This window comes from Zwartia hollandica (genome assembly GCF_019923725.1).
GTDB lineage: Bacteria > Pseudomonadota > Gammaproteobacteria > Burkholderiales > Burkholderiaceae_B > Zwartia > Zwartia hollandica.
The window spans coordinates 78,617-103,915 of the sequence record NZ_JAHXRI010000025.1; the positions used below are offsets into that span (position 1 = coordinate 78,617).

Sequence of the window (25,299 nt, forward strand, 5' to 3'; positions counted from 1 at the left end):
GACTTAAGTTAAAGCAGGTCTTAGCTCTAACTAGCTGATCGTGGATTTAGGCTACCAAAACTGCATATTCCGGATGACGTTGGATGTATACCGCAGCATAGCTGCAGCGTGGGACAACCTTCCAGCCCTGTTGCTTTGCGTGTTCCAACGCAAAGCGTGTGATCTCGCCCGCCAAGCCGCGCCCTCCCAAGGCCTCTGGGACCCCAGTGTGCGTAATGGTCATGGTGTCGTTTGTCAGTGCATAGTCTAGAACGCAGCGATGACCTTCGATCATGAGAGAAAAGCGGTTTGCTGCAGAGTCGTGTTGGATGTCATACATTATTTGGATCCCAAGATGAGCGTCGCCCAAAGTGTCACCATCGAGACGAGTCCAATGATACAACTGCCCCAAAGCCCAACAATGGGCCAACGCACACTCATCGGGAGCTCTTTGGGGTCTACGTGCGATAGCAGTTGATTGGCGTTCTTTGCAAACCAAAGATTGGTACGTGAAAACAGCGTACGCAAAAAATAATCCAGAACAATGGTGAGGCGGATGCTGATCGTGAATTGGTTAAAGTTCTTTTCGCGAAGGTAGGGGTGTTTATACAGTTGATTCGCTTCTTTGATTTTGAAGAGAAACAAATAGACACCCGAGATCACAAAGACAAAACTGCAGGCAATAAAGAGGCTGAAACTAAAGGTTAGTGCAACGGCAATGTACTCAGACATAGTGCGGCACCCGAACCCAGCCTTCCATTAAAACGCGTGCGCTGCGACTCATGATTGCTTTGGTAACTTTCCATTCGCCATCGATCAGTGCCGCTTCCGCGCCAACCCGTAATGCGCCGGACGGATGACCAAAGCGTACGGCATCACGTTTGCCGCCGCCGGCCGCCAGGTTGACGGTCGTACCTGGTATGGCGGCCGCAGCGCTAATGGAGACTGCAACCGTTCCCATCATCGCGTGATGTAACTTGCCCATCGATAGAGCGCGCACCAACACATTTACATCGCTTGCAGCAACCAGTTTCCCACTGGAGGAAACGTAGTCGGTCGGCTTGGCGACAAAGGCGACTTTCGGTGTGTGTTGACGCTTCGCTGCTTCGTCCAGGTGTTGGATCAGACCCATACGCAAAGCACCGTAAGCGCGTATTTTTTCAAACATGGCGAGCTTTTCAGAGTCGCTATTGATGTCGTCTTGCAACTCAGTCCCCGTAAATCCAACTGCGGCAGCATCCACAAAAATGGTGGGTATGCCTGCGTTAATCATGGTGGCCTTGAGAGTTCCCACCCCAGGCACCTCAAGGTCATCGATCAAGTTACCTGTTGGGAACATGGAGCCGCCCGCACCTTCCTCGTCAGCGGCTGGATCCATGAATTCAAGTTGCACCTCTGCGGCAGGGAAGGTGACACCGTCGAGCTCAAAGTCGCCGGTCTCTTGCACAGCACCGTTAGTCATCGGAACATGGGCGATGATAGTCTTGCCGATGTTCGCCTGCCAAACGCGCACAGTACAGGTGCCATTTTGTGGAATGCGGCTGGGATCGATTAAACCGTTGCTAATCGCGAACGGACCCACTGCAGAAGAGAGATTGCCGCAGTTACCGGTCCAGTCAATAAATGGCTTGTCGATGGACACTTGACCAAACAGATAGTCGATGTCGTGATCAGGACGGGTACTTTTTGAGAGGATGACGGTCTTGCTCGTGCTCGAGGTCGCTGCACCCATGCCGTCGGTTTGCTTGCCGTAGGGGTCTGGGCTGCCAATCACGCGCATCAGAAATGCATCGCGAGCGGCACCTGGAACTTGTGCGTCTTTGGGCATATCCTGAAGACGAAAAAACACACCTTTACTTGTACCGCCGCGCATGTAGGTTGCAGGAACTTTTATTTGTGGTGCATGGGACATGTCATAACTTCCTGAAAAAGATTCTTTGTGCGGTTGCTTTCTGCTTTAAGCGGCTGCTGTGGATTCAAGAAAATCCTGCGCAAAACGCTGCAACACACCGCCGGCTTCATAAATCGAGACTTCTTCGGCCGTATCCAGTCGACAGGTCACGGGGACCTCAATTCGCTCACCGTTCTTGCGAGTGATGACGAGCGTCAGGGTCGCAAGTGGTACGCGTTGACCGATCACGTCGTACATTTCTGTACCATCTAATTTTAGTGTGTTGCGATCGACGCCAGACTTGAATTCCAGGGGCAGAACGCCCATGCCCACGAGGTTCGTGCGGTGGATACGCTCAAAGCCCTCTGCCACAATCGCTTCAACGCCTGCGAGGCGAACACCTTTGGCCGCCCAGTCACGCGACGAGCCTTGTCCGTAGTCAGCGCCTGCAACGATGATCAGAGGCTGCTTGCGCTCCATGTAGGTTTCAATCGCTTCCCACATGCGTGTTACCTTACCCTCGGGTTCAATGCGCGCGAGTGAGCCTTGCTTGACCTTGCCGTTCTCTACGGCCATCTCATTGATGAGCTTAGGGTTGGCGAAGGTTGCACGCTGCGCGGTGAGGTGATCTCCCCGATGCGTGGCGTACGAGTTAAAGTCTTCCTCAGGCAGGCCCATCTTGTGTAGATACTCACCAGCGGCGCTGTCCATCATGATGGCGTTCGAGGGTGACAAGTGGTCTGTGGTGATGTTGTCGCCAAGCAGAGCCAGCGGACGCATGCCTTTCAGAGTCCGTTCTCCAGCAAGCGCACCTTCCCAATAGGGCGGGCGACGAATGTAGGTGCTCTGTGCTCGCCAGTCGTAAAGGGGGCTCAACTTTTCGCCGGTATCGACGGTCGCAGCGAACATAGGCTCGTAGACTTTACGGAATTGTGCTGGCTTGACGCTCGACGCGACGATTGCGTCGATCTCTGCATCTGTTGGCCAGATGTCTTTGAGCGTCACGGGCTTGCCTAGCTGATCGATGCCCAAGATATCTTTTTCAATATCAAAGCGAATGGTGCCAGCGATCGCATACGCCACAACAAGTGGGGGCGAAGCTAGAAACGCTTGCTTCGCATACGGGTGAATACGACCGTCGAAGTTACGGTTGCCAGACAGCACCGCAGTCGCGTACAAGTCGCGATCAATGATCTCTTGCTGAATCACGGGATCAAGTGCACCGCTCATACCGTTACACGTTGTACAAGCAAAAGCGACGATACCAAAACCGAGCTTCTCTAGCTCTGAGAGGAGCTGTGCGTCTTGCAGGTAGAGCTCGACTGTCTTTGATCCTGGCGCTAATGAACTCTTCACCCAAGGCTTACGTGTGAGTCCACGGGCATTCGCATTGCGCGCGAGCAGGCCTGCTGCGATCACATTGCGGGGGTTGCTGGTGTTTGTGCAGCTGGTGATGGCGGCGATGATGACTGCGCCATCGGGCATCAAACCAGGCTCGTTCTCGACTTTACCCGAGATACCGAGGGCTTTGAGCTCTGTTGTCGGCACACGTCGGTGCGGGTTCGATGGGCCTGCGATATTGCGCACAACAGTCGACAGGTCAAAACGCAGTGTACGCTCGTACTCGGCACCCTTGAGGCTATCTGCCCACAGGCCAGCTTGCTTAGCGTAAGTCTCGACCAGCTTCACTTGAGCCTCTTCACGCCCTGTGAGGGTGAGGTAGTCAATGGTTTGTTGATCGATGTAGAACATGGCGGCTGTTGCGCCATACTCAGGTGTCATGTTCGAAATCGTCGCGCGATCACCGAGCGTTAAGTGCGAAGCGCCTTCGCCAAAAAACTCCAGGTAGGACGACACGACTTTTTGGTTGCGCAAGAATTCAGTTAGAGCTAATACGAGGTCAGTAGCCGTAATATTGGGCTGAAGCTTGCCCGTGAGCTCTACGCCAATGATGTCAGGCAGGCGCATCCAGGAGGCGCGGCCGAGCATAACGCTTTCTGCTTCCAAGCCACCTACACCGATTGCGATGACGCCCAAAGCGTCTACGTGTGGTGTGTGGCTATCTGTGCCAACTAGTGTGTCAGGGAAAGCCACGCCATCCAGCGCATGGATCACTGGCGACATACGCTCCAAGTTGATCTGATGCATGATGCCATTACCTGGGGGGATGACATCTACGTTCTTGAATGTCTTCTTGGTCCAGCTAATAAAATGAAACCGATCTTCGTTGCGTCGATCTTCGATCGCGCGGTTCTTTTCAAACGCATCAGGATCAAAGCCACCGCACTCCACCGCCAGCGAGTGGTCAACGATCAGCTGTGTGGGCACAACGGGATTGACTAAAGCAGGGTCGCCGCCTTGTGCTGCAATCGCATCCCGCAAGCCTGCCAGGTCAACTAAAGCAGTTTGACCCAAAATGTCGTGACAAACGACGCGAGCAGGAAACCACGGAAAGTCGAGGTCGCGCTTGCGTTCGATAATTTGCGACAGCGATGCGGTCAGCGTGGCTGGGTCGCATCGACGTACAAGGTTCTCGGCAAATACACGCGAGGTGTAAGGGAGCTTGTCATAGGCGCCTGGTTTGATTGCATCAACGGCGGCACGCGTGTCAAAGTAATCAAGTTTGGTGCCCGGCAGGGGCTTGCGGTTTGCAGAGTTCATATCAGCGACGTTTGGCGAGTGGTACAAATTTTTGATCATCGGGTCCGACGTAGTTGGCGGCTGGGCGAATAATCTTGTTGTCGATGCGCTGTTCGATAATGTGTGCGGACCAACCAGCGGTGCGCGCGATCACAAAAAGCGGTGTGAACATTGCTGTGGGTACACCCATCATGTGATACGACACTGCCGAGAACCAGTCGAGGTTCGCGAACATTTTCTTGGCATCCCACATCACACCCTCGAGACGGTCCGCGATGTCATACATCTTGGTCGTGCCGGCCTTCTTCGATAAGCGCAGGGCAACGTCTTTGATGACCTTGTTGCGAGGATCGGAGATGGTGTAGACAGGGTGGCCAAAGCCGATAACGACTTCTTTGTTCTCGACGCGCGCACGAATGTCTGCCTCTGCTTCATCCGGCGTTTCGTAACGCTTCTGAACTTCGAAGGCGACTTCGTTCGCACCGCCATGCTTGGGTCCGCGCAGTGCGCCGATACCGCCCGAGATAGCGGAGTACATATCCGAGCCTGTTCCTGCGATGACACGGCAGGTGAAGGTTGAAGCGTTGAACTCGTGCTCTGCATAAAGAATCAAAGACGTGTGCATCGCGCGAACCCAGTCTTCATTGGGTTTCTTGCCATGTAGCAGGTGCAGGAAGTGTGCGCCAATTGAGTCGTCGTCAGTTTGTACGTCAATGACACGACCGTTGTGGCTGTAGTGGTACCAGTAAAGCAGAGCCGAACCCAGATTGGCCATGAGGCGGTCGGCGATGTCGCGTGCGTCGGGAATGTTGTGGTCGTCTTTCTCTGGCAGGATGCAGCCCAGTGTCGAGGCAGCTGTGCGCATGACATCCATTGGATGGCTGGCAGCAGGCAATGACTCGAGCACCGTTTGCAATTGTGCGGGCAAGCCGCGCAGTGAGCGCAGCTTTGCTTTGTATGCAGCGAGTTCGGCTTTGTTCGGAAGCTTGCCGTGAATCAACAGGTGGGCAATTTCTTCGAACTCGCTCGTGTCAGCAAAGTCGAGAATGTCGTAGCCGCGATAGTGCAGGTCATTGCCGCTGCGACCAACGGTGCACAGGGCAGTGTTTCCGGCAGTCACGCCTGATAAGGCGACTGACTTCTTTGGCTTGAAGGTGGGTGCAGCTGCGGGGGCGGCTGCCGCGACAGACTTCGCTGCCGATGCTGTGACGGGTTTCTTTTTGCTTGCCATGAGGTATTCCTTTCGAAATTATTTGGACTTGCCTTGCGCGAATAAAGTGTCGATGCTGCTTTCAAATGCGTGATAGTTGATACGATCGTACAGCTCGTCACGCGTTTGCATGATGTCGATTACGTTGCGTTGGTGCCCATCGCGCCTGACGGCTTGATACACCGTCTCTGCAGCCTTGTTCATTGCACGGAAGGCTGAAAGTGGGTACAGGACCATATTGACGCCCACTGATTTGAGCTCTTCGACTGAAAACAACGGTGTCTTGCCAAACTCGGTGATGTTCGCGAGCAAAGGGGCGCCCGTGGCTTTCTTGAATTTTGCAAAAGTCTCGAGGTCATAGGCAGCTTCTGCAAAGACCGCATCGGCACCGGCTTCCATGCAAGCTAAGCCGCGCTCGATCCCAGCTTCAACACCGTGCGAAGCAATTGCGTCCGTACGGGCAATGATGTAGAAGCTGTCATCGGTACGTGCGTCAACGGCTGCTTTGACGCGGTCGCGCATTTCTTCGGTTGAGACCACCTCTTTGCCTGGACGGTGACCGCAACGCTTGGCGCCCACTTGATCCTCGATGTGGCATCCTGCTGCGCCAAATTTTGTCAGGCCTTTGATTGTGCGTGCAATGTTGAAAGCCGACGGGCCAAAACCTGTGTCGATATCAACGATCAGTGGCGTGTCGCACACGTCGGTAATACGGCGAACGTCTGTGAGTACGTCGTCCAAAGAGATGATGCCCAGGTCTGGCATGCCCAACGACCCAGCGGCGACACCGCCACCGGAGAGATAGATGGCCTTAAAGCCGGCACGCTTAGCAAGTAGTGCATGGTTGGCATTAATCGCGCCAATAATTTGCAGTGGTTGTTCTGCTGCGAGAGCCTCGCGAAAACGCTGGCCTGCTGTGGTTAATTTGGACATGCTTGTCTCCGGAACAAAGCTTTAAAAAAAAACGGGCCCTTGCATGGGCCCGTTGCTGCAGTAGTTACTTCAGAAGGTGTGCGACAGCGTCGCGCTCTTCGATGAGCTCTTTGAGCGTCAGATCCATGCGCTCTCGTGAGAAGGCATCGACTGCGAGATCTTTTACGCGATGGTATTCGCCGCCTTCGCAGGTAACTGGTACGCCGTACATGGTGCCCTCTGGAATTCCGTAGGAGCCGTCTGAGGGGACTCCCATCGTGACCCATTTACCGTTTGTGCCCAACACCCAGTCGCGAATATGGTCGATGGCTGCGTTGGCAGCCGAGGCTGCTGAGGATAAGCCACGCGCTTCGATAATCGCTGCACCACGCTTGCCAACTGTGGGCAAGAACACATCCCGATTCCAGGCAGCGTCGTTAATTAGTTTCTCGACGCTCTGGCCGCCAATGGTTGCAAAGCGGTAGTCTGCATACATAGTGGGTGAGTGGTTGCCCCAGACGGCGAGCTTCTGGATGTCGGCAACAGGCTTACCCATCTTGGTGGCGAGTTGCGACAATGCGCGGTTGTGGTCGAGACGCAGCATGGCGGTGAAGTTCTTCGCAGGCAGGTCTGGTGCGGACTTCATGGCGATGTATGCGTTGGTGTTGGCGGGGTTGCCCACGACCAATACTTTAACGTTACGCTTGGCAGCCTGGTTCAGTGCTTTACCTTGAGCGGTAAAGATTGCGGCATTAACAGCGAGTAAGTCAGCGCGCTCCATGCCTGGGCCGCGAGGACGCGAACCGACTAGCAGGGCAACTTCTACGTCTTTAAAGGCTTCGACAGGGTCGCTGTGCGCGGTCATGGACTGCAGCAGAGGAAACGCGCAGTCATCTAGTTCCATCATGACGCCCTTGAGTGCTTTTTGGGCCTTTTCGTCAGGAATTTCGAGTAACTGCAAAATTACCGGCTGATCTTTGCCGAGCATTTCACCCGAAGCGATACGGAACAAGAGGGCGTAACCGATCTGGCCTGCGGCGCCAGTGACCGCAACACGCACGGCGGGTTTGGACATAACTATCTCCGAAAGAACTGAGAGGATTGTGGGGATGGATTAATAGCGAGTTTAGCTTTTTTGCTGTCCCGCTAACCTCGTCGGCGAGACAACTGAAATCTGCGTCGAATGCTAGTCCAAATTGTGCAAAGCGTCAATAATCTTATATCTTATATAAGACACAAGAGTAGTGGACTTGTGGGGCAGGCTATGTCACAATATTGCTATGAATTTTTACGTCTCCTGTCATGTCTGACTCCGCACGCGGTCGAAATCTCCCATTGGGGCAGGTCGCGAGTGCGGCGGCTTTTAGTCCGCTTTACCAGCAGATTAAAGCCCTCCTGGTGCAGGCGCTTGACGCCGGCGAATGGAAGCCTGGCGAATCGATCCCCAGCGAAATTGAGTTAGCTTCGCGGTTTCAGGTTAGCCAAGGCACTGTGCGAAAGGCTGTAGACGAACTTGCGGCAGAGCATCTGCTGACGCGCAGGCAGGGAAAAGGTACGTTTGTCTCGACCCACCATGAGCCCCGCGTCCGATTCAGGTTTCTGCGCCTCGCTTCCAACGAAGGTGAGCCCCAGCCCGCTGAGAGCCGGGTGCTTGACTGTCGGCGGATCCGGGCGAATGCCGAAATGGCTCGGGCGTTAGAGCTGAAGTCAGGAGATCCCATTGTGGCGATTCGCAGACTGCTGTCGTTTGCAGGTACGCCAACGGTGGTGGACGACATATATTTACCCGGTGCGCTGTTTAAAGGGCTTAGTGCAGATTTACTCAACGGGTACTCAGGGCCTCTTTACGGAATGTTCGAGTCTGAGTTCGGAATTAGTATGGTGCGCGCTGAAGAAAAGCTGCGCGCCGAGCTCGCTGAAATCGAAATCGCAAAGTGCCTCGGTGTTGAACCTGGAATACCCTTACTTTGCGTGGAGCGGATTTCTTATACGTACGCGAATCGTCCAGTAGAATTGCGCGTTGGGCACTATGTGACCAGTCAGTATTATTACCGTAATAGCTTGAATTAAAAGAAGTTTGTAGTTGATTTAATCGCAAGGCTCGCGTTAAGCGAAAGTAGAGTGTTTATCCCTAGTTAATTGTTTTTTCGTCGAGGTCGTTATGTCTGACTCAGCTGCTAAGCCGCGTCCTCAGTTCCGCAATATCGGAATCACCGATTTGATGGCGTATCGCTTGCCAATGGCTGGCAAAGTGTCAATTCTGCATCGCGTGAGCGGTGCCCTCTTGTTCCTCTGCTTGCCGGGCTTGATTGCCCTGTTTGCCATGAGCTTCTCGTCTGAGGCGGGGTTCAAAGCGATGTCGACAGTCGTCGGCTTCCCATTAGTCAAGCTCATTTTGCTGGTGTTGATCTGGGGTTACCTGCATCACTTCTGTGCGGGCATACGCTACCTCGTGCTCGACATGCACATCGGAGTCGATAAAGAGTCCGCTGCCAAAAGCGCCAGTCTGGTCTTGGGCGTCAGCCTCGCGCTGACGGTTGTCTTTGCACTCAAACTATTCGGAGTCTGGTAATGGTTCCCGTTGAAAAAATTGGTCCCAAGCGCTTGGTTGTTGGTGCGCATTACGGAACAAGCGAATTCATTATCCAGCGCGTGACCGCCATTATCTTGGCTGTTTACACGCTTGTGCTACTTGTGGGCATCTTAACGATGTCCGGGTTCACCTACGCTGGTTGGAAAAATCTTTTCACGTTCACCTGTTTCTTCATTCCGATGGGGCAGATTCTGGCAACGCTCGCGATGATCTCTCTCGCGTGGCATGCCTGGATTGGTGTGCGTGACATTTGGATGGACTACGTTAAGCCCGTAGGCCTTCGCCTCTTTTTACTGGTTCTGACTATTTTGTGGTTGGTCGGATCGGTCGTGTACTTCGTACACATCCTCTGGAGAAATTAAGCCGTGGCTGCTGTCAAATCTTCTTTACCGCGCCGTCAGTTTGATGTGGTGGTCGTGGGTGCCGGCGGTGCCGGTATGCGTTGTTCGTTGCAGCTCGCAAATGCGGGACTGTCCGTGGCTGTGTTGTCCAAAGTGTTCCCAACCCGTTCGCACACGGTTGCCGCTCAGGGTGGTATCGGTGCTTCGCTTGGCAACATGAGTGAGGACAACTGGTACTGGCACATGTATGACACAGTGAAAGGATCGGATTGGTTAGGTGACCAGGATGCGATCGAGTTCATGTGTCGTGAGGCGCCTAACGCCGTCTACGAGCTTGAGCATTTTGGTATGCCCTTTGACCGTAACCCTGATGGCACGATTTATCAGCGTCCGTTCGGTGGTCATACCGCTAACTTTGGCGAAAAGCCTGTCCAGCGCGCCTGTGCGGCGGCTGACCGTACCGGTCATGCTTTGTTGCACACGCTCTATCAGCGCAACGTCGCGTCGCGCACGCAGTTTTTCGTTGAGTGGATGGCCCTTGATTTGATTCGTAACGATGCGGGTGATGTTTTGGGTGTGACCGCACTCGAGATGGAAACCGGCGAAATTTATATTTTTGAAGCCAAGACCACCGTGATCGCAACCGGCGGTGCTGGACGTATTTGGGCGGCTTCGACCAACGCCTTTATCAATACAGGCGATGGCATGGGCATGGCTGCTCGAGCAGGCATCCCGATGATGGATATGGAGTTCTGGCAGTTTCACCCAACGGGGGTGGCGGGCGCAGGCGTGCTCATCACGGAAGGTGTGCGCGGCGAAGGCGGCATCTTGTTGAATAAAGATGGTGAGCGCTTCATGGAGCGCTACGCACCAACTCTTAAGGACTTGGCGCCACGCGACTTTATTTCGCGTTGTATGGACCAGGAAATCAAAGAGGGGCGTGGCTGCGGTCCGGACGGTGCTTATGTGCACTTGAAGCTGGATCACTTGGGTGCTGACGTCATTAACAAGCGTTTGCCTTCTATTCTCGAAATTGGTCACAAGTTTGCCAACGTCGATGCAACGAAAGAGCCTATTCCGGTTGTTCCAACCATTCACTATCAGATGGGTGGCATTCCTTGCAACTACCACGGTCAAGTGACGGTTTGGGATGGTAAAGAGGCTCAAATCGTTAATGGTCTATATGCGATTGGCGAGTGCTCGGCCACGTCTGTCCACGGTGCAAACCGTCTGGGTACAAACTCCCTGCTTGATTTGATCGTGTTTGGTCGCGCTGCGGGCAATCACATTGTTGCTGCGCATCCAGAACGTCAGCGTTCACATCAGCCGCTGCCACAGGCATCAGTGGATTTCTCCTTGGATCGCGTCAACAAGCTTGAGTCGCGTACGAAGGGTGAGCGCACTCAGGTGGTAGGGAACGAAATTCGTAACGCGATGCAGCAGCACTGCGGCGTCTTTCGCACCATGGCTTCGCTCAAGGAAGGTGTCAACAAGATCGATGCGTTGGCTGAGAAAGTCGATAACATCGCTTTCCAAGACAAGTCGAAGGTGTTCAACACTGCCCGTATCGAAGCGCTTGAGCTGAGCAACATGATCGAAGTAGCACGCTCGACGATTCACTCTGCGGCTGCCCGCACAGAAAGTCGTGGTGCGCATGCGTTGGATGACTTCCCCACACGCGACGATGACAACTGGATCAAGCACACGCTCTGGTATTCGAAAGGTAACCGCCTCGACTACAAACCCGTGCAGATGCAGCCACTCACTGTTGAGAGCTTTCCTCCCAAGACGCGTACATTCTAAGATCAGGACACCTGGAACACATCATGAGCACTAAACGCATCGTGAAGTTTGAAATCTACCGCTACGATCCAGACAAGGACGAGCGCCCTTATATGCAAAAGCTTGAAGTCGAGCTGCAGCCCACAGACAAAATGTTGCTTGATGCGCTCATGCGTATCAAGATGGACGTGGATGACAGCTTGGCCCTGCGTCGCTCCTGCCGTGAAGGTGTGTGCGGCTCAGATGCCATGAACATCAATGGCAAAAACGGCTTGGCTTGTACGACCAACATGCTCGAACTGACCGAGCCCGTTGTGTTGCGTCCGTTGCCTGGCTTGCCAGTCATTCGCGACCTGATTGTCGACATGACGCACTTCTTCAATCAGTATCATTCAATTCGTCCGTACCTGATCAACGATACGCCTCCTCCTGAGAAAGAGCGCTTGCAAACGCCTGCTGCTCGTGAAGAGCTCGATGGCTTGTACGAATGCATCTTGTGCGCATGCTGTTCAACGTCGTGCCCATCATTCTGGTGGAACCCGGACAAGTTTGTGGGCCCGGCTGGCTTGTTGCAGGCTTACCGCTTTATTGCTGACACGCGTGATCACGCAACCGGCGAGCGTCTGGACAACCTTGAAGACCCTTACCGCTTGTTCCGTTGTCACACCATCATGAACTGTGTGGATGTGTGCCCGAAAGGGTTGAACCCAACGCGCGCAATCGGCAAGATCAAAGAAATGCTTGTGCGACGCACGGTATAGGATCGTTTAAGAAATGAGCAAACTTTCAGACCTCGATCGCACACGCCTACGTTGGCGTGCACGCCGCGGTCTGTTAGAAAACGATCTCATCATCACGAGATATCTGGATGCGCACGAGACCGACTTGACCGACCTTGACGTCAGTGCGCTGACCCAGCTTTTTGAGTTGGGTGATAATGAATTGTTAGACTTGATTTTGGCCCGAACCGAACCCGAAGGTGCGCTCGACAAGCCAGAGGTTAAATCTGTATTAACGCAGTTGCGTGCGGCTTAGATAGGTCACGACCGCTAGCCTTGTATTGAATTGAGAACTTTACTGAAGGAACCCAACGATGAAACTGTCCGACAAAAAAGCTACGCTCTCGTTCTCTGACGGCAGTCCCTCCGTCGATTTTCCAATGTACGACGGTTCGGTGGGCCCTCAGGTCATCGATATCCGTAAGCTCTATGGTCAAACGGGTTTGTTTACCTATGACCCTGGCTTTCTTTCGACAGCGTCATGTTCGTCCGACATTACCTACATCGATGGCGACAAGGGTGAGTTGTTGTATCGCGGCTACCCAATCGAAGAGCTTGCTGTTAACTGCGACTTCATGGATATCAGCTACCTGATCCTGAACGGCGAACTGCCAGACGGCACGCAGAAAAAAGAGTTCGATAGTCTCGTGATGCACCACACAATGGTCAACGAGCAGATGCATTTCTTCCTGCGCGGTTTCCGTCGCGATGCACACCCCATGGCTGTGTTGACGGGCTTGGTCGGTGCATTGTCTGCGTTCTATCATGACTCGACAGACATCACGAATGCGCATCATCGTCATGTATCCGCTATTCGTTTGATCGCTAAGATGCCAACGCTTGTTGCGATGGCCTATAAGTATTCACAAGGTCAGCCTTACATCTACCCGCAAAACAATTTGTCGTACACCGGTAACTTTTTGCGCATGATGTTTGCGACACCTTGCGAAGAGTATGTGGTGAACCCAGTTGTTGAGCGCGCACTCGACCGCATCTTTATTTTGCACGCAGATCACGAGCAGAATGCGTCGACCTCAACGGTTCGTCTGTGCGGTTCGTCCGGCACCAATCCATTCGCAGCGATTGCGTCGGGTGTGGCGTGTTTGTGGGGCCCTGCTCACGGTGGCGCAAACGAAGCCTGCTTGCAGATGCTAGAAGAATTGCAGGCCAAAGGTGGCATGGCTAAAGTCGGCGAGTTCATGGAGCAAGTTAAAGACAAGAACTCTGGCGTACGTCTGATGGGCTTTGGACACCGTGTCTACAAGAACTACGATCCACGCGCAAAACTGATGCAGCAGACTTGCAAAGAAGTACTTGCAGCGTTGGGTCTTGAAAACGATCCACTGTTCAAGCTTGCGATGGAAGTGGAGCGTATCGCACTTGAAGACAAGTACTTCGTCGATCGTAAGTTGTATCCGAACGTTGACTTCTACTCGGGTATTGTTCAGCGAGCAATTGGTGTGCCGACAGCCTTGTTCACAGCAATTTTCGCCCTGGCTCGTACAGTGGGTTGGATTGCTCAGTGGAACGAGATGATCTCTGATCCTGAATACAAGATTGGCCGTCCACGTCAGTTGTATCAAGGCTCAGTATCGCGCCACGTGCCAAAGCGCTAGACACAGTACGATGTGGTTGTCGTGACGTGACTGCCGAAAAAAAAGACTGCCAAGTGGCAGTCTTTTTTTATCTGGAGGCTCTGTCTATCTTTTCTCTGCTTCCATTTGTGCGTTAACCACGGCAAGTGCGGTCATGTTGATGACACGTCGTACCGTTGCACTGGTTGTGAGGATATGGACCGGACGTGCAGCACCCAACAACACAGGACCCATGGCGATGCCATTACTGCCTGTCATCTTCAATAGGTTGTAGGTCACGTTGCCGGTATCCAGATTGGGCGTGATCAGCAAGTTCGCTGAGCCTTTCAATGTGCTGTCTGGATAACTTGCCATACGGATGCTTTCGGACAATGCAGAGTCAGCGTGCATCTCTCCGTCGACTTCAAGCGTTGGTGCACGCTCTGTAATCATCTTGCGCGCATGGGCCATTTTGCGGGATGAATCAGTTGGCCTGCTGCCAAAGTTAGAGTGGGATAGCAGGGCGACCTTTGGCACAATCCCGAAGCGACGCACTTCAGCAGCTGCTTGAATCGTCATCTCTGCAACCTGTTCAGCGCTCGGATTCTCATTGACATGGGTATCGCAGATGAACAAGGTCTGGTCCGGGAGCATCAACACATTCATTGTGGCAAAGGTGGAGGCACCGGGCTGCAGACCAATGACGTCTTCGACATACTTCAGCTGGTTGTCAAAGCGGCTAGTCACGCCACACAGCACAGCATCCGCATCGCCACGCTTGAGGAGTAGTACAGCTATCAAGGTGTTGTGCTTGCGAACCATGGCCTTCGCAATCGTGGGCGTAATGCCGTCACGCCCCTTGAGTCGATAATATTCGGTCCAAGACTCAGTGAAGCGCACGTCATCTTCCGGATCGACAATCTCGAAATTTTTACCAGCCTCAAGGCGCAAGCCCATTTTCTTGATTCGCATATTGATCACGGAAGGGCGACCAATCAGAATTGGGTGAGCGATCTTTTCATCGGAGACGGTTTGTGCGGCGCGCAGTACGCGTTCGTCTTCACCGTCGGCATAGATCACGCGCTTGGGCGCGCGTTTAGCCTGCGTAAAGAGCGGGCTCATCAGTTGACCAGAGTGATAGACCATCGCGAGCAACTTTTGCTTGTAGGCCTCCATATCTTTAATCGGTCGGCGAGCAACGCCTGAGTCTGCTGCAGCTTGCGCGACAGCTGGAGCGATTTGTACGATTAGTCTTGGGTCAAACGGTTTCGGAATGATGTAGTCTGGACCGAAGGTTAAGTCTTGTCCTGCATAGGCTTGTGCGACCTCGTCGCTTTGTTCTGCTTCGGCGAGTTCGGCGATTGCTTTGACGCAAGCGAGTTTCATCTCTTCGGTGATGCGGCTTGCACCAGCGTCGAGCGCCCCACGGAAAATAAAGGGGAAGCACAGTACGTTGTTGACTTGGTTCGGGTAGTCAGAGCGGCCTGTTGCGATGATGCAGTCTGGGCGGGCAGCCTTTGCGATTTCTGGACGAATCTCGGGCTCGGGGTTAGCTAGCGCCAAAATCAATGGCTGCGTCCCCATGCTTTTGACCATTTCAGCGTTGACGACACCAGCGGCTGAGCAGCCCAGGAAAACATCTGCACCCACCATCGCCTCGGCGAGTGTGCGTAGCGAGGTTTGCTGCGCGTAGCGCTTTTTGTTTTCTTCCATGTCTGTTTCACGACCTTCCCAGATCACACCACGGGAGTCGCAAACAAAAATGTTTTTCTTGGAAATACCCAAGTGCACAAGCAAATCGAGGCATGCAATCGCCGCAGCGCCAGCGCCCGACACCACAAGCTTGACCTGCTCCATGCGCTTGCCGACAACCTTTAAGCCGTTCATGATGGCTGCGGAAGAAATGATCGCTGTCCCGTGCTGGTCGTCATGGAAGACCGGGATCTTCATACGTTCGCGCAGTTTGCGCTCAATGTAGAAGCACTCCGGTGCCTTGATGTCCTCAAGGTTGATACCGCCCAGCGTAGGCTCCAGCGCGGCAATGATGTCCACGAGCTTGTCGGGATCCGTCTCAGCGAGTTCGATATCGAAAACATCGATACCTGCAAACTTTTTAAAGAGACACCCTTTACCTTCCATCACGGGCTTAGCCGCGAGGGGACCAATGTTCCCTAAGCCAAGAACTGCCGTGCCGTTGGTGACCACAGCAACCAGATTGGAGCGGGACGTATATTTTGCAGCCGCCTCATCGCCTTCTGCGTAAATTGCCATGCACGCTGCGGCCACGCCGGGCGAGTACGCCAAGGACAGGTCGTCCTGGTTTGCCAAGGGTTTGGTGGGCGTAACAGAGATTTTGCCAGGCGTAGGGTAGGCGTGATAGTCGAGGGCCAGTTTGGAGAGGTTTTCGTCCATGATTCACTTTAGTAGGATTGTGTGAGACAGCTCTATGTAAGCTTACCGCCCTGAGCCCCTCACAGCACCACATTTTGGACTCTTTCGATTTTGCACTGCAACATCGGTTCAGCAAAACTTCAGCAAATTTAAGGGCTTAAGGGTATACTTTCGTGCCGGCTCTTAAGGCTCCTATAACCGCCTTCTGCCCCGCTATCCGCCCATCGGTTTGGCCGAAAAACGGAAGGTATTCCTGCATCGTAACGAGTGAAGCACTCGAATAGGTGAAGCGCTAAATGTCATCAGAACTTGAATCACTACAGAACTCCTATCTCTTTGGCGGCAATGCGCCGTACGTAGAAGAACTCTACGAGGCCTACCTGGACAACCCAGGCTCGGTTCCAGATAACTGGCGAAACTATTTCGATCAGTTGCAGCACATGCCTGCAACCGATGGTCAAGAAGCCACGCGCGACCAAGCGCACGCTCCAATTGTTGAGTCCTTTGCCCTGCGCGCTAAAGCGAATGCTTTTGTGCAGCGTGGCCAAGAGCCTGACCTTGCCGTTGCAATGAAACAAGTGCACGTGCAGTCACTGATTGCGGCGTACCGCTCCTTGGGTTCGCGCTGGGCCGATTTAGATCCGCTCAAGCGTCAAGATCGCCCCGGTATCCCCGAGCTTGATCCAGCGTTTTACGGGTTGACCGAAGCGGATCTTGATCAAGTGTTCTCAGCCACGAATACTTATTTCAGCAAAGCAACGACGATGACGTTGCGCGACATCATCAAGGCATTAAAAGACACGTACTGCCGCTCGATTGGTGCTGAATTCATGCATGCCTCTGACCCTGCCGTAAAACGCTGGGTACAAGAGCGCCTAGAGTCCTCACTCAGCGCACCGACCGTCACGCCTGACCGCAAAAAACATATCTTGCAGCAGTTGACCGAGGCCGAAGGCCTTGAGCGTTATCTCCATACAAAGTACGTGGGACAAAAGCGTTTTTCACTTGAAGGCGGTGAGAGCTTTATCGCCTCGATGGACGAGCTTGTGAACCATGCCGGTGAATCCGGCGTGCAAGAAATCGTGGTGGGGATGGCACACCGTGGTCGCCTCAACATGCTTGTGAACATCATGGGCAAGATGCCTGGTGATTTGTTCGCCGAGTTTGAAGGTCATCACGCTGAAGGACTGACCGACGGCGACGTCAAATACCACAACGGTTTCTCCAGTGACTTGTCGACGCGTGGTGGTCCCATGCACTTGTCATTGGCGTTTAACCCCTCACACCTTGAGATCGTGAACCCTGTCGTCGAAGGCAGTGTGCGCGCACGTCAAGAGCGCCGCGGTGCCGATGGCTACAAGCAAGTATTGCCTGTGTTGGTGCACGGTGATGCGGCCTTTGCAGGCCAAGGTGTTGTGATGGAAACCTTAAACCTTGCTGAAACACGCGGCTACGGTACGGGCGGCACAGTGCATCTGGTGATTAACAACCAGATCGGTTTTACAACCTCCGATCCACGTGACACCCGCTCGACAATCTATTGCACAGACGTTTCAAAAATGATCGAAGCGCCAGTGTTCCACGTGAACGGCGATGATCCTGAGGCAGTCGTTTTTGCAACGCGTTTAGCGCTCGATTTCCGCATGCAGTTTGGTCGCGATGTCGTGGTTGATATTGTCTGCTTCCGCAAGCTTGGTCACAACGAACAAGATACGCCATCCCTGACACAGCCGCTGATGTACAAGCGTATTGGCGCGCATCCTGGCACACGTCAGTTCTATTCAGACAAACTGACAGCGCAAGGTGTATTGCAGGCAGGCGAGGGTGATCAGCTCGTTAAGGACTATCGTCGTTACATGGAAGACGGTCGTCGTACGATCGAACCCGTGCTGACGAACTACAAGAGCAAGTACGCGATTGACTGGACACCTTACCTGAGTGCAAAGTGGACGGACCAGGCAGATACGGCCGTGCCTGCTGCTGAACTCAAGCGGATTGGTGAAAAGCTCACAACTGTGCCTGAAGGTTTCACTCCGCACTCCTTGGTCAACAAGCTTTTGAATGATCGTCGCGCCATGGCGCGCGGTGAACAGAATCTTGACTGGGGGATGGGCGAGCACCTCGCGTTTGCGACGCTCGTGGCTTCGGGCTATGCCGTGCGCATCACTGGCCAAGATTCTGGTCGCGGCACGTTCACCCACCGCCATGCCGTGTTACATGATCAGAATCGTGAGCGCTGGAATGATGGCACGTACCTTCCTTTGCAAAACGTAAGCGAAGGACAGGCACCCTTCACCGTGATTGACTCGGTCTTGTCTGAAGAGGCGGTCTTGGGCTTTGAGTACGGTTATTCGTGCGCAGACCCAAATACCTTGACGATCTGGGAAGCGCAGTTCGGCGACTTTGTAAACGGCGCTCAAGTTGTGATCGATCAGTTCATCGTGTCAGGTGAGGCAAAGTGGGGGCGTCAGTCTGGCCTCACAATGATGTTGCCTCACGGCTACGAAGGTCAGGGCCCAGAGCACTCGTCGGCGCGTATTGAGCGTTTCTTGCAGCTTTGCGCAGACAACAACATTCAGGTTGTTCAGCCAACCTCCGCTGCGCAGATTTTCCATTTGTTGCGTCGTCAGATGGTGCGTCAGTTCCGCAAGCCGCTGGTTATTTTGACGCCTAAGTCGCTCCTGCGTAACAAAGATGCGGGCTCACCGATGTCTGACTTGTCGAGCGGTCGTTTCCGTCCGATCATTGGCGAAGTCGATGAGAAGATCAATCCCGCTTCGGTCAATCGTGTGTTGGTCTGCTCGGGCAAGGTTTACTACGATCTGGTCAATGCGCGCAAAGAGCGCAAGGACAATACGGTTGCGATCGTGCGTGCGGAGCAGTTATACCCGTTCGCTCACAAAACGTTTGAGGCTGAACTACGCAAGTATCCAAAGGCTACCGAAGTGGTGTGGGTTCAAGATGAACCACAAAACCAAGGCTCATGGTTCTACGTGCAGCATCACCTCTATCAGAATATGTCGAGCGGTCAAAAACTCGGTTACGCGGGACGTGTTGCTTCGGCTTCGCCCGCTGTCGGTTATTTGGCTAAGCACCTTGAACAACAGAAGGCCCTGATTGAACAAGCCTTCGGTAAGTTCAAGTCCTTCATGCTGACCAAATAATCTTAATAATCGAATCTATCCAATTACGGAAAAAAATATAATGGCAATCACTGACGTCGTTGTTCCGCAGTTATCTGAATCGGTGTCCGAAGCGACGCTGCTCACCTGGAAAAAACAACCTGGCCAAGCCGTTCAGGCAGACGAAATTCTGATCGAAGTTGAAACGGATAAAGTCGTACTTGAAGTGCCTGCTCCTGCTTCAGGCGTGTTGTCTGAAATCGTCAAGGCCGATGGCAGCCTTGTCACCTCGGGTGAAGTTCTCGCACGCATTGATACGGAAGGCAAGGCCGCCGCTGCTCCCGCAGCTGCTGCACCGGCAGCGGCTCCTGCTGCTGCAGCGCCCGCCGCAGCGCCAGCGCCAGCATCAGCCTCGGGTGCAATCGCCTCGCCAGCCGCTTCAAAAATTCTGGCTGATAAGGGCATGTCGGCAGCGTCGGTTACTGGCACAGGCCGTGATGGCCGCATCACCAAAGGCGATGCACTCGGTGCATCGACTGCCCCCGCTGCGCCTGCTGCGAAAGCTGCGCCATTGGCAAACCCAAGTGTGCCCATGACCCAGTCGCTGGATGGTCGCCCAGAGCAGCGCGTGCCGATGAGCCGTTTGCGTGCGCGCGTCGCCGAGCGTTTGCTGCAATCGCAGCAAGACAACGCGATCTTGACGACGTTCAACGAAGTCAACATGCAAGGCGTGATTGATCTGCGCAATTTGTACAAAGACAAGTTCGAAAAAGAACACGGTGTGAAGCTCGGCTTCATGTCATTCTTTGTGAAAGCGGCCGTTGCTGCGCTCAAGCGCTACCCTGTATTGAATGCCTCCGTTGATGGCAAAGACATCATCTACCACGGCTACTTTGATATTGGCATCGCGGTGGGTAGTCCACGTGGTTTGGTGGTGCCGATCCTGCGCAATGCCGATCAACTTTCAATTGCAGAAATTGAAAAGACCATCGCTGACTTCGGTAAGCGTGCCGGTGAAGGTAAGTTGGGCATTGAAGAAATGACTGGCGGTACGTTCTCAATCTCGAACGGCGGTGTGTTCGGCTCAATGTTGTCGACCCCGATTATCAACCCACCTCAGTCGGCTATTTTGGGTGTGCATGCAACGAAAGAGCGTGCTGTGGTTGAGAAGGGTCAGATTGTGATTCGTCCAATCAACTATTTGGCAATGTCTTACGACCACCGCATTATCGACGGTCGCGAGGCTGTGTTGGGTCTGGTCGCGATGAAAGAAGCGCTCGAAGATCCACAGCGCATGCTGCTCGAAATCTAAGCTTGGGATACTTATGTCTTCAAATCAATTTGATGTAGTCGTTATTGGCGCAGGACCTGGCGGCTATATCGCCGCGATTCGCGCAGCGCAGCTCGGCATGTCGGTCGCGTGTATTGATGCATGGCAAAACGGCAATGGCGGTCCTGCACCTGGTGGCACTTGCACGAACGTTGGTTGTATTCCTTCCAAAGCATTGTTGCAGTCGTCCGAGCACTTTGAGCAGGCGAATCACCATTTTGCTGAACACGGCATCGAAGTCAAAGGTGTGTCGCTCAAGCTCGACAAAATGGTTGGTCGCAAAAATGATGTCGTGAAGCAAAATAACGACGGTATTTTGTATTTGTTCAAAAAGAACAAAGTCACTTTCTTCCATGGCAAAGGCGCTTTTGCTGGCCAAGTCGATGGCGGCTGGGCAATCAAAGTGTCAGGAACGACAACCGCTGACCTCGTTGGTAAGCATGTGGTGATCGCCACGGGCTCGTCTGCGCGTGAATTGCCAGGCACACCTTTTGATGAACAGCAGATTCTGTCTAACGACGGCGCACTGAATATCGGCGCAGTACCAAAGAAGCTCGGCGTGATTGGTGCGGGCGTGATTGGTTTGGAAATGGGTAGCGTCTGGCGCCGCCTCGGTGCGGAAGTGACCGTACTCGAAGCGATGCCTGAGTTTCTCGCTGCTGTCGATACGCAAGTCGCAAAAGAGGCGCACAAGATTTTCACCAAGCAAGGTCTGTCGATTCACATGGGCGTCAAGCTCGGTGAAATCAAGTCGACAGCCAAGCAAGTGACGGTGCCCTACACCGATGCGGCGGGTGCTGCGCAAAAGTTGGTGGTTGATAAGCTAATCGTATCGATCGGTCGCGTGCCTTACACCGGCGGCTTGAATCCTGACTCGGTTGGCTTAAAGCTCGATGAGCGCGGCTTTGTTGTCGTTGACGGTGATTGCAAAACCAACTTGCCAAACGTTTGGGCAGTGGGTGATGTGGTACGTGGACCCATGCTCGCCCACAAGGCCGAGGAAGAGGGCGTTGCGGTTGCTGAGCGTATCGGCGGGCAACACGGCCATGTCAACTTCAACACGATTCCTTGGGTGATCTATACCTCGCCTGAGATTTCGTGGGTCGGTCAGACCGAGCAACAGTTAAAAGCGTCTGGTCGTGCTTATAAGGCTGGTAGCTTCCCTTTCTTGGCGAATGGACGCGCACGCGCTCTGGGCGACACAACAGGTTTTGTGAAGATCCTAGCTGATGCCGCGACAGACGAAGTGCTAGGCGTGCATATCATTGGCCCGATGGCATCCGAGTTGATCGCAGAAGCTGTCACCATCATGGAGTTCCGTGGTGCGGCTGAAGATATCGCTCGTATTTGTCATGCGCATCCTACTTTGTCGGAATCGATGAAAGAAGCGGCTTTGGCCGTGGATAAACGCGCGCTTAACTTCTGAAGCTTTCTTGAACGTCCTTCAATACTATGAGAGCAGTCTGGCTGAACGTGGTTATCAGCCAGACCATGCGCAACGCGCGGCCATTGAGCGCCTGCAAAAATACTTTGACGACTGGATCGCCTTTAAAGGGGATCGGTCTAGTGCGCTTAAACGCTTGATCAAACGTCCTGAAGTGCCTCGTGGTGTATATCTGTGGGGTGGGGTCGGGCGTGGCAAGAGTTTTTTGATGGATGCGTTTTATGCAACTGTCCCGGTCACGCGTAAGACGCGATTGCACTTTCATGAGTTCATGCGCAGCGTGCATCGGCAGCTCGATGAAGTCAAAGGGCGGCAGGACCCACTGGATGAAGTCGCCAAACGTATATCAAAGCGTTATCGCCTAATTTGTTTTGATGAGTTTCACGTATCAGATGTCGCAGACGCGATGATCTTGTACCGATTGCTGCTGAAGTTTTTTGAATACGGCACGTCTTTTGTCATGACGTCCAATTACGAACCATCAACGCTATACCCCGATGGTTTGCATCGTGATCGGATTTTGCCAGCGATCGAGTTGATTGAAGATCGCATGGACATCCTGAACGTTGATGCTGGCATTGACTATCGTCGTCGCACACTTGAACAAGTGAAGTGTTATCACACACCGCTCGATGCGACGGCAGAGTCTGCGCTCGAGCAAGCTTTTCTGCAGCTGTCCGATACGCCACCCCAAGATCCCGTGCTGTTGATTGAGCATCGTGAGATCACCGCCAAAAAACGTGCTGGCAGTGTGGTCTGGTTTGATTTTGCCACCTTGTGTGGTGGGCCTCGCTCGCAGAACGACTACCTTGAAATCGCCAGCCGTTTCCATGCAGTCATCTTGTCGGGTGTGCCGAAGATGGGTCCTAAGCACGCGTCTGAGGCGCGGCGCTTCACCTGGTTGATTGATGTCTTCTACGATCACAAGGTAAAGCTATTGATGTCGGCCGAGTGCGAGCCCGAAGAGCTCTACACTTCGGGTCCTATGTCAAACGAGTTCCATCGCACCGTTTCCCGTATTCTTGAAATGCAGTCCAAAGAGTATTTGGACTCTGAACAGCGCGACACCGTTAGTCTTTAAGCAAGTCTCGGAGCTTTTACGCCATGAATACCCGCGTTCTCACTGGTATTACCACCTCGGGTACACCTCACCTGGGTAATTATGTTGGCGCCATTCGTCCAGCAATTCAGGCCAGTAACGAGGTGAAGGTGGATGCCTTCTTTTTTCTGGCGGACTATCATGCGTTGATCAAGTGCGAAGACGCGAACTTGATTGCACGCTCACGCTTGGAGATTGCAGCCACCTGGCTCGCGTGTGGACTCGACCCCGCACGGGTGACGTTTTATCGTCAATCCGATGTACCAGAAATCCCCGAACTGTCCTGGATGCTGACCTGCGTCACAGCCAAGGGTTTGATGAACCGGGCGCATGCCTATAAAGCCTCTGTCGATCAAAATACTGCCAAAGGCGTGGAAGGTGACGATGGGATCACGATGGGGTTGTTTTCTTACCCTATCCTGATGGCTGCCGACATTTTGATGTTCAACGCCCACAAGGTTCCGGTCGGACGCGATCAAACACAGCACCTTGAGATGGCGCGTGATATTGCTCAGCGGTTCAACCACTTGTTTGGTCAGGGCAAAGAGTTTTTTGTCTTGCCGGAGGCAGTGATCTCAGAGGATGTTGCAACCTTGCCAGGCTTAGACGGTCGCAAGATGTCTAAAAGCTACAACAACACCGTTCCTCTTTTTGAGGGCGGTTCGAAAGCCTTAAAGTCGGCTGTTGCGCGCATCGTGACCGATTCGCGGGGTCCGGGCGAGCCGAAAGACGCGGAGGCATCACACCTCTATTTAATTTATAAAGCGTTCGCACAGCCCGCTGAAACGGCTGCGTTCCGCAAGGAGCTCGAAGCGGGACTGGGTTGGGGAGATGCCAAGCAGCGCTTATGCGAGCGCGTCGAGCAAGAGCTTGGTCCTATGCGTGCGAACTATCAAGACTTAATGTCTAACCCTGCGCGTATCGAAGAGATTCTGCAAGAGGGTGCACGCAAAGCGCGTGCGATTGCGACACCGTTTATCAAAGAGTTACGTCAGGCGGTTGGCTTGCGTTCCTTGGGCGCTGCTGCTTCCTCAGAGCAGATAGGTAAATCAGCTGGTAAGTCCGCTAAATCAGGTAAAGCCGCACGCTTTGTGAGCTTTCGCGATGAGGCGGGTCAGTTCCGTTTCCGCTTCTTGGCAGCGGACGGGACCGAGCTCTTTTGTTCAGTTGCCTTTGCAGATCCCAAGTTGGCTGGGGCGGCCATGCGCAAGTTCCAACTGACAGACGTGGATGCTTGTATCAAATTGGAAGGTGAGCTCGGATTTTCGATCCTGCTCGATGGGCAATTTCTCGCAGCCCAGCGGGATAATGAATCGTCGCAGCGACGTGATGAACATGTCGCGTTGCTGCAGGCTGCGCATGCCTCGCTTGCCGAGGCTACCTGATTCGGGAAGGCGCTCTCCCTGCGAATGCAGGGTATCTTTGAGCGGCGCACTTTGGCATGATCGGGTGTTGTGAGATTCAGCTGATCTTACATTCGACAGTAGATAAATGACCTTATCTGGAAGATTATCCATGCCGCAGTCCACAAATCGGCCCTCCGGTGACACACAAAATCCTGGCTGCGTATTTCTTGTAGAAGACGATCAAGAGCTTCGTACCAGTATTTGTGAAGTGTTGCGTTTCGTTGGTTACAAAGTGCAGGCTTATGCAAACCCTCAGGAATTCTTGCATGACTTCACCAACGTTGTCCCCGCGGTACTCGTGACGGACGTGCGCATGCCGGGAATGTCCGGTGTGGATCTTCAAGAGAAGCTCCTGAGCCATGGCAGACAAATGCCTATTATTTTTATTAGTGGCGAAAGCACCATTTCAGAAGCTGTTAAGGCTATGTCGAATGGAGCAATCGAATTTTTACTTAAGCCGTTTAGTCGCGAAAACCTGCTGTCAGCCGTATCGAAAGCACTGGCGCTTGACGCTCAATTGATGCGTGATTTAATCAAGCAGGTAGAGTTTGAACAAAAACTAAAAGTACTCTCTCCCAGAGAGCGCGAGGTATTCAAATTAATGACTAAAGGATATGGCAATGCCGAGCTCGCCAATGAGTTAGGTGTAGCGCTATCAACAGTCAAAGAGTACAAATCGGAGATGATGTATAAACTGCGTTTGCGTTCATTGTCTGAACTTATCGCTCTAAGCGAGTCCGCTGAGCGTCGCTCAGCTAGCAAATTAGATGAATCTCCACGATCGAAGAGTTAATTATCCAATAGTC

21 protein-coding genes are annotated in these 25,299 nt (G+C 53.3%); 13 read left to right on the top strand and 8 right to left on the bottom strand.

Annotation, left to right across the window (positions count from 1 at the left end; translation table 11 throughout):
• Positions 1-46: 46 nt before the first annotated feature.
• From KZZ10_RS14825 to KZZ10_RS14855, 7 genes are all read right to left on the bottom strand, one after another.
• Positions 47-319, bottom strand: coding sequence for a GNAT family N-acetyltransferase (locus tag KZZ10_RS14825; RefSeq protein ID WP_259662317.1), 273 nt, complete (start codon positions 317-319; stop codon positions 47-49).
• A complete protein-coding gene (locus KZZ10_RS14830) occupies positions 319-711 on the bottom strand; it encodes a hypothetical protein (protein ID WP_259662318.1) in 393 nt (130 codons plus the stop codon). The genes KZZ10_RS14825 and KZZ10_RS14830 overlap by 1 nt, the downstream gene beginning before the upstream one ends.
• Entirely contained in the window at positions 704-1,891 is a 1,188-nt protein-coding gene (prpF, locus tag KZZ10_RS14835) for a 2-methylaconitate cis-trans isomerase PrpF (protein ID WP_259662319.1), read from the bottom strand. The genes KZZ10_RS14830 and prpF overlap by 8 nt, the downstream gene beginning before the upstream one ends.
• 45 nt (positions 1,892-1,936) lie before the next feature.
• Positions 1,937-4,531, bottom strand: coding sequence for a Fe/S-dependent 2-methylisocitrate dehydratase AcnD (gene acnD / locus KZZ10_RS14840; RefSeq protein WP_259662320.1), 2,595 nt, complete (start codon positions 4,529-4,531; stop codon positions 1,937-1,939).
• Between the two features lies 1 nt (position 4,532).
• On the bottom strand, positions 4,533-5,741 hold the full coding sequence (gene prpC, locus KZZ10_RS14845) for a bifunctional 2-methylcitrate synthase/citrate synthase (protein WP_259662321.1): 1,209 nt from the start codon (positions 5,739-5,741) through the stop codon (positions 4,533-4,535).
• Positions 5,742-5,759: 18 nt separating this feature from the next.
• Positions 5,760-6,653, bottom strand: coding sequence for a methylisocitrate lyase (gene prpB / locus KZZ10_RS14850; RefSeq protein ID WP_259662322.1), 894 nt, complete (start codon positions 6,651-6,653; stop codon positions 5,760-5,762).
• 64 nt (positions 6,654-6,717) lie between these two features.
• The gene (locus KZZ10_RS14855) at positions 6,718-7,707 is read right to left on the bottom strand and encodes a malate dehydrogenase (RefSeq protein WP_259662323.1); all 990 of its coding nucleotides are present in this window, start codon (positions 7,705-7,707) and stop codon (positions 6,718-6,720) included.
• A 227-nt stretch (positions 7,708-7,934) separates the two neighbouring features.
• Between KZZ10_RS14855 and KZZ10_RS14860 the strand changes: the two genes are divergently transcribed.
• The 7 genes from KZZ10_RS14860 to KZZ10_RS14890 all read left to right on the top strand — a co-directional run bounded on the left by KZZ10_RS14860 (position 7,935) and on the right by KZZ10_RS14890 (position 13,743).
• On the top strand, positions 7,935-8,702 hold the full coding sequence (locus KZZ10_RS14860) for a GntR family transcriptional regulator (protein WP_259662324.1): 768 nt from the start codon (positions 7,935-7,937) through the stop codon (positions 8,700-8,702).
• A gap of 91 nt (positions 8,703-8,793) precedes the next feature.
• Complete coding sequence (gene sdhC / locus KZZ10_RS14865; protein WP_259662325.1) at positions 8,794-9,204, top strand: succinate dehydrogenase, cytochrome b556 subunit; 411 nt, start codon at positions 8,794-8,796, stop codon at positions 9,202-9,204.
• Complete coding sequence (gene sdhD / locus KZZ10_RS14870; RefSeq protein WP_259662326.1) at positions 9,204-9,587, top strand: succinate dehydrogenase, hydrophobic membrane anchor protein; 384 nt, start codon at positions 9,204-9,206, stop codon at positions 9,585-9,587. The genes sdhC and sdhD overlap by 1 nt, the downstream gene beginning before the upstream one ends.
• A gap of 3 nt (positions 9,588-9,590) precedes the next feature.
• Positions 9,591-11,369 carry a succinate dehydrogenase flavoprotein subunit gene (gene sdhA, locus KZZ10_RS14875; RefSeq protein ID WP_259662327.1) on the top strand — a complete coding sequence of 593 codons (1,779 nt, stop codon included), beginning with the start codon at positions 9,591-9,593 and terminating at the stop codon, positions 11,367-11,369.
• A 23-nt stretch (positions 11,370-11,392) separates the two neighbouring features.
• Positions 11,393-12,109: a succinate dehydrogenase iron-sulfur subunit gene (locus tag KZZ10_RS14880; protein WP_259662328.1), complete on the top strand. Its 717-nt coding sequence runs from the start codon at positions 11,393-11,395 to the stop codon at positions 12,107-12,109.
• A 13-nt stretch (positions 12,110-12,122) separates the two neighbouring features.
• Entirely contained in the window at positions 12,123-12,383 is a 261-nt protein-coding gene (locus tag KZZ10_RS14885; RefSeq protein WP_259662329.1) for an FAD assembly factor SdhE, read from the top strand.
• A gap of 58 nt (positions 12,384-12,441) precedes the next feature.
• Positions 12,442-13,743, top strand: coding sequence for a citrate synthase (locus KZZ10_RS14890; protein ID WP_259662330.1), 1,302 nt, complete (start codon positions 12,442-12,444; stop codon positions 13,741-13,743).
• An 84-nt stretch (positions 13,744-13,827) separates the two neighbouring features.
• Here KZZ10_RS14890 and KZZ10_RS14895 read toward each other — a convergent pair whose 3' ends face one another.
• On the bottom strand, positions 13,828-16,113 hold the full coding sequence (locus KZZ10_RS14895) for an NADP-dependent malic enzyme (protein ID WP_259662331.1): 2,286 nt from the start codon (positions 16,111-16,113) through the stop codon (positions 13,828-13,830).
• 275 nt (positions 16,114-16,388) lie between these two features.
• On the opposite strand from KZZ10_RS14895, the gene KZZ10_RS14900 reads away from it, so the two are divergent.
• The 6 genes from KZZ10_RS14900 to KZZ10_RS14925 all read left to right on the top strand — a co-directional run bounded on the left by KZZ10_RS14900 (position 16,389) and on the right by KZZ10_RS14925 (position 25,286).
• Positions 16,389-19,256 carry a 2-oxoglutarate dehydrogenase E1 component gene (locus KZZ10_RS14900; RefSeq protein WP_259662332.1) on the top strand — a complete coding sequence of 956 codons (2,868 nt, stop codon included), beginning with the start codon at positions 16,389-16,391 and terminating at the stop codon, positions 19,254-19,256.
• Positions 19,257-19,296: 40 nt separating this feature from the next.
• The gene (gene odhB, locus KZZ10_RS14905) at positions 19,297-20,526 is read left to right on the top strand and encodes a 2-oxoglutarate dehydrogenase complex dihydrolipoyllysine-residue succinyltransferase (RefSeq protein WP_259662333.1); all 1,230 of its coding nucleotides are present in this window, start codon (positions 19,297-19,299) and stop codon (positions 20,524-20,526) included.
• A gap of 13 nt (positions 20,527-20,539) precedes the next feature.
• Complete coding sequence (gene lpdA, locus KZZ10_RS14910; RefSeq protein ID WP_259662334.1) at positions 20,540-21,970, top strand: dihydrolipoyl dehydrogenase; 1,431 nt, start codon at positions 20,540-20,542, stop codon at positions 21,968-21,970.
• Between the two features lie 7 nt (positions 21,971-21,977).
• Complete coding sequence (gene zapE, locus KZZ10_RS14915; protein WP_259662335.1) at positions 21,978-23,069, top strand: cell division protein ZapE; 1,092 nt, start codon at positions 21,978-21,980, stop codon at positions 23,067-23,069.
• A 23-nt stretch (positions 23,070-23,092) separates the two neighbouring features.
• A complete protein-coding gene (locus tag KZZ10_RS14920; protein WP_259662336.1) occupies positions 23,093-24,472 on the top strand; it encodes a tryptophan--tRNA ligase in 1,380 nt (459 codons plus the stop codon).
• Positions 24,473-24,602: 130 nt separating this feature from the next.
• Positions 24,603-25,286 (top strand): response regulator transcription factor, encoded by a 684-nt coding sequence (locus KZZ10_RS14925; protein WP_259662337.1) that lies wholly within the window; start codon positions 24,603-24,605, stop codon positions 25,284-25,286.
• The last annotated feature ends 13 nt before the right edge of the window (positions 25,287-25,299 follow it).

Bases quoted from the DNA above. Each gene is read 5' to 3' on its own strand.
- KZZ10_RS14855 (WP_259662323.1), bottom strand. From the start codon at position 7,707: ATGTCCAAACCCGCCGTGCGTGTTGCGGTCACTGGCGCCGCAGGCCAG.
- prpC (WP_259662321.1), bottom strand. From the start codon at position 5,741: ATGGCAAGCAAAAAGAAACCCGTCACAGCATCGGCAGCGAAGTCTGTC.
- KZZ10_RS14895 (WP_259662331.1), bottom strand. From the start codon at position 16,113: ATGGACGAAAACCTCTCCAAACTGGCCCTCGACTATCACGCCTACCCT.
- KZZ10_RS14860 (WP_259662324.1), top strand. From the start codon at position 7,935: ATGTCTGACTCCGCACGCGGTCGAAATCTCCCATTGGGGCAGGTCGCG.
- KZZ10_RS14825 (WP_259662317.1), bottom strand. From the start codon at position 319: ATGTATGACATCCAACACGACTCTGCAGCAAACCGCTTTTCTCTCATG.
- sdhD (WP_259662326.1), top strand. From the start codon at position 9,204: ATGGTTCCCGTTGAAAAAATTGGTCCCAAGCGCTTGGTTGTTGGTGCG.
- prpF (WP_259662319.1), bottom strand. From the start codon at position 1,891: ATGTCCCATGCACCACAAATAAAAGTTCCTGCAACCTACATGCGCGGC.
- KZZ10_RS14890 (WP_259662330.1), top strand. From the start codon at position 12,442: ATGAAACTGTCCGACAAAAAAGCTACGCTCTCGTTCTCTGACGGCAGT.
- KZZ10_RS14880 (WP_259662328.1), top strand. From the start codon at position 11,393: ATGAGCACTAAACGCATCGTGAAGTTTGAAATCTACCGCTACGATCCA.
- KZZ10_RS14925 (WP_259662337.1), top strand. From the start codon at position 24,603: ATGCCGCAGTCCACAAATCGGCCCTCCGGTGACACACAAAATCCTGGC.
- acnD (WP_259662320.1), bottom strand. From the start codon at position 4,531: ATGAACTCTGCAAACCGCAAGCCCCTGCCGGGCACCAAACTTGATTAC.
- KZZ10_RS14830 (WP_259662318.1), bottom strand. From the start codon at position 711: ATGTCTGAGTACATTGCCGTTGCACTAACCTTTAGTTTCAGCCTCTTT.
- prpB (WP_259662322.1), bottom strand. From the start codon at position 6,653: ATGTCCAAATTAACCACAGCAGGCCAGCGTTTTCGCGAGGCTCTCGCA.
- KZZ10_RS14900 (WP_259662332.1), top strand. From the start codon at position 16,389: ATGTCATCAGAACTTGAATCACTACAGAACTCCTATCTCTTTGGCGGC.
- lpdA (WP_259662334.1), top strand. From the start codon at position 20,540: ATGTCTTCAAATCAATTTGATGTAGTCGTTATTGGCGCAGGACCTGGC.
- sdhC (WP_259662325.1), top strand. From the start codon at position 8,794: ATGTCTGACTCAGCTGCTAAGCCGCGTCCTCAGTTCCGCAATATCGGA.
- odhB (WP_259662333.1), top strand. From the start codon at position 19,297: ATGGCAATCACTGACGTCGTTGTTCCGCAGTTATCTGAATCGGTGTCC.
- KZZ10_RS14885 (WP_259662329.1), top strand. From the start codon at position 12,123: ATGAGCAAACTTTCAGACCTCGATCGCACACGCCTACGTTGGCGTGCA.
- KZZ10_RS14920 (WP_259662336.1), top strand. From the start codon at position 23,093: ATGAATACCCGCGTTCTCACTGGTATTACCACCTCGGGTACACCTCAC.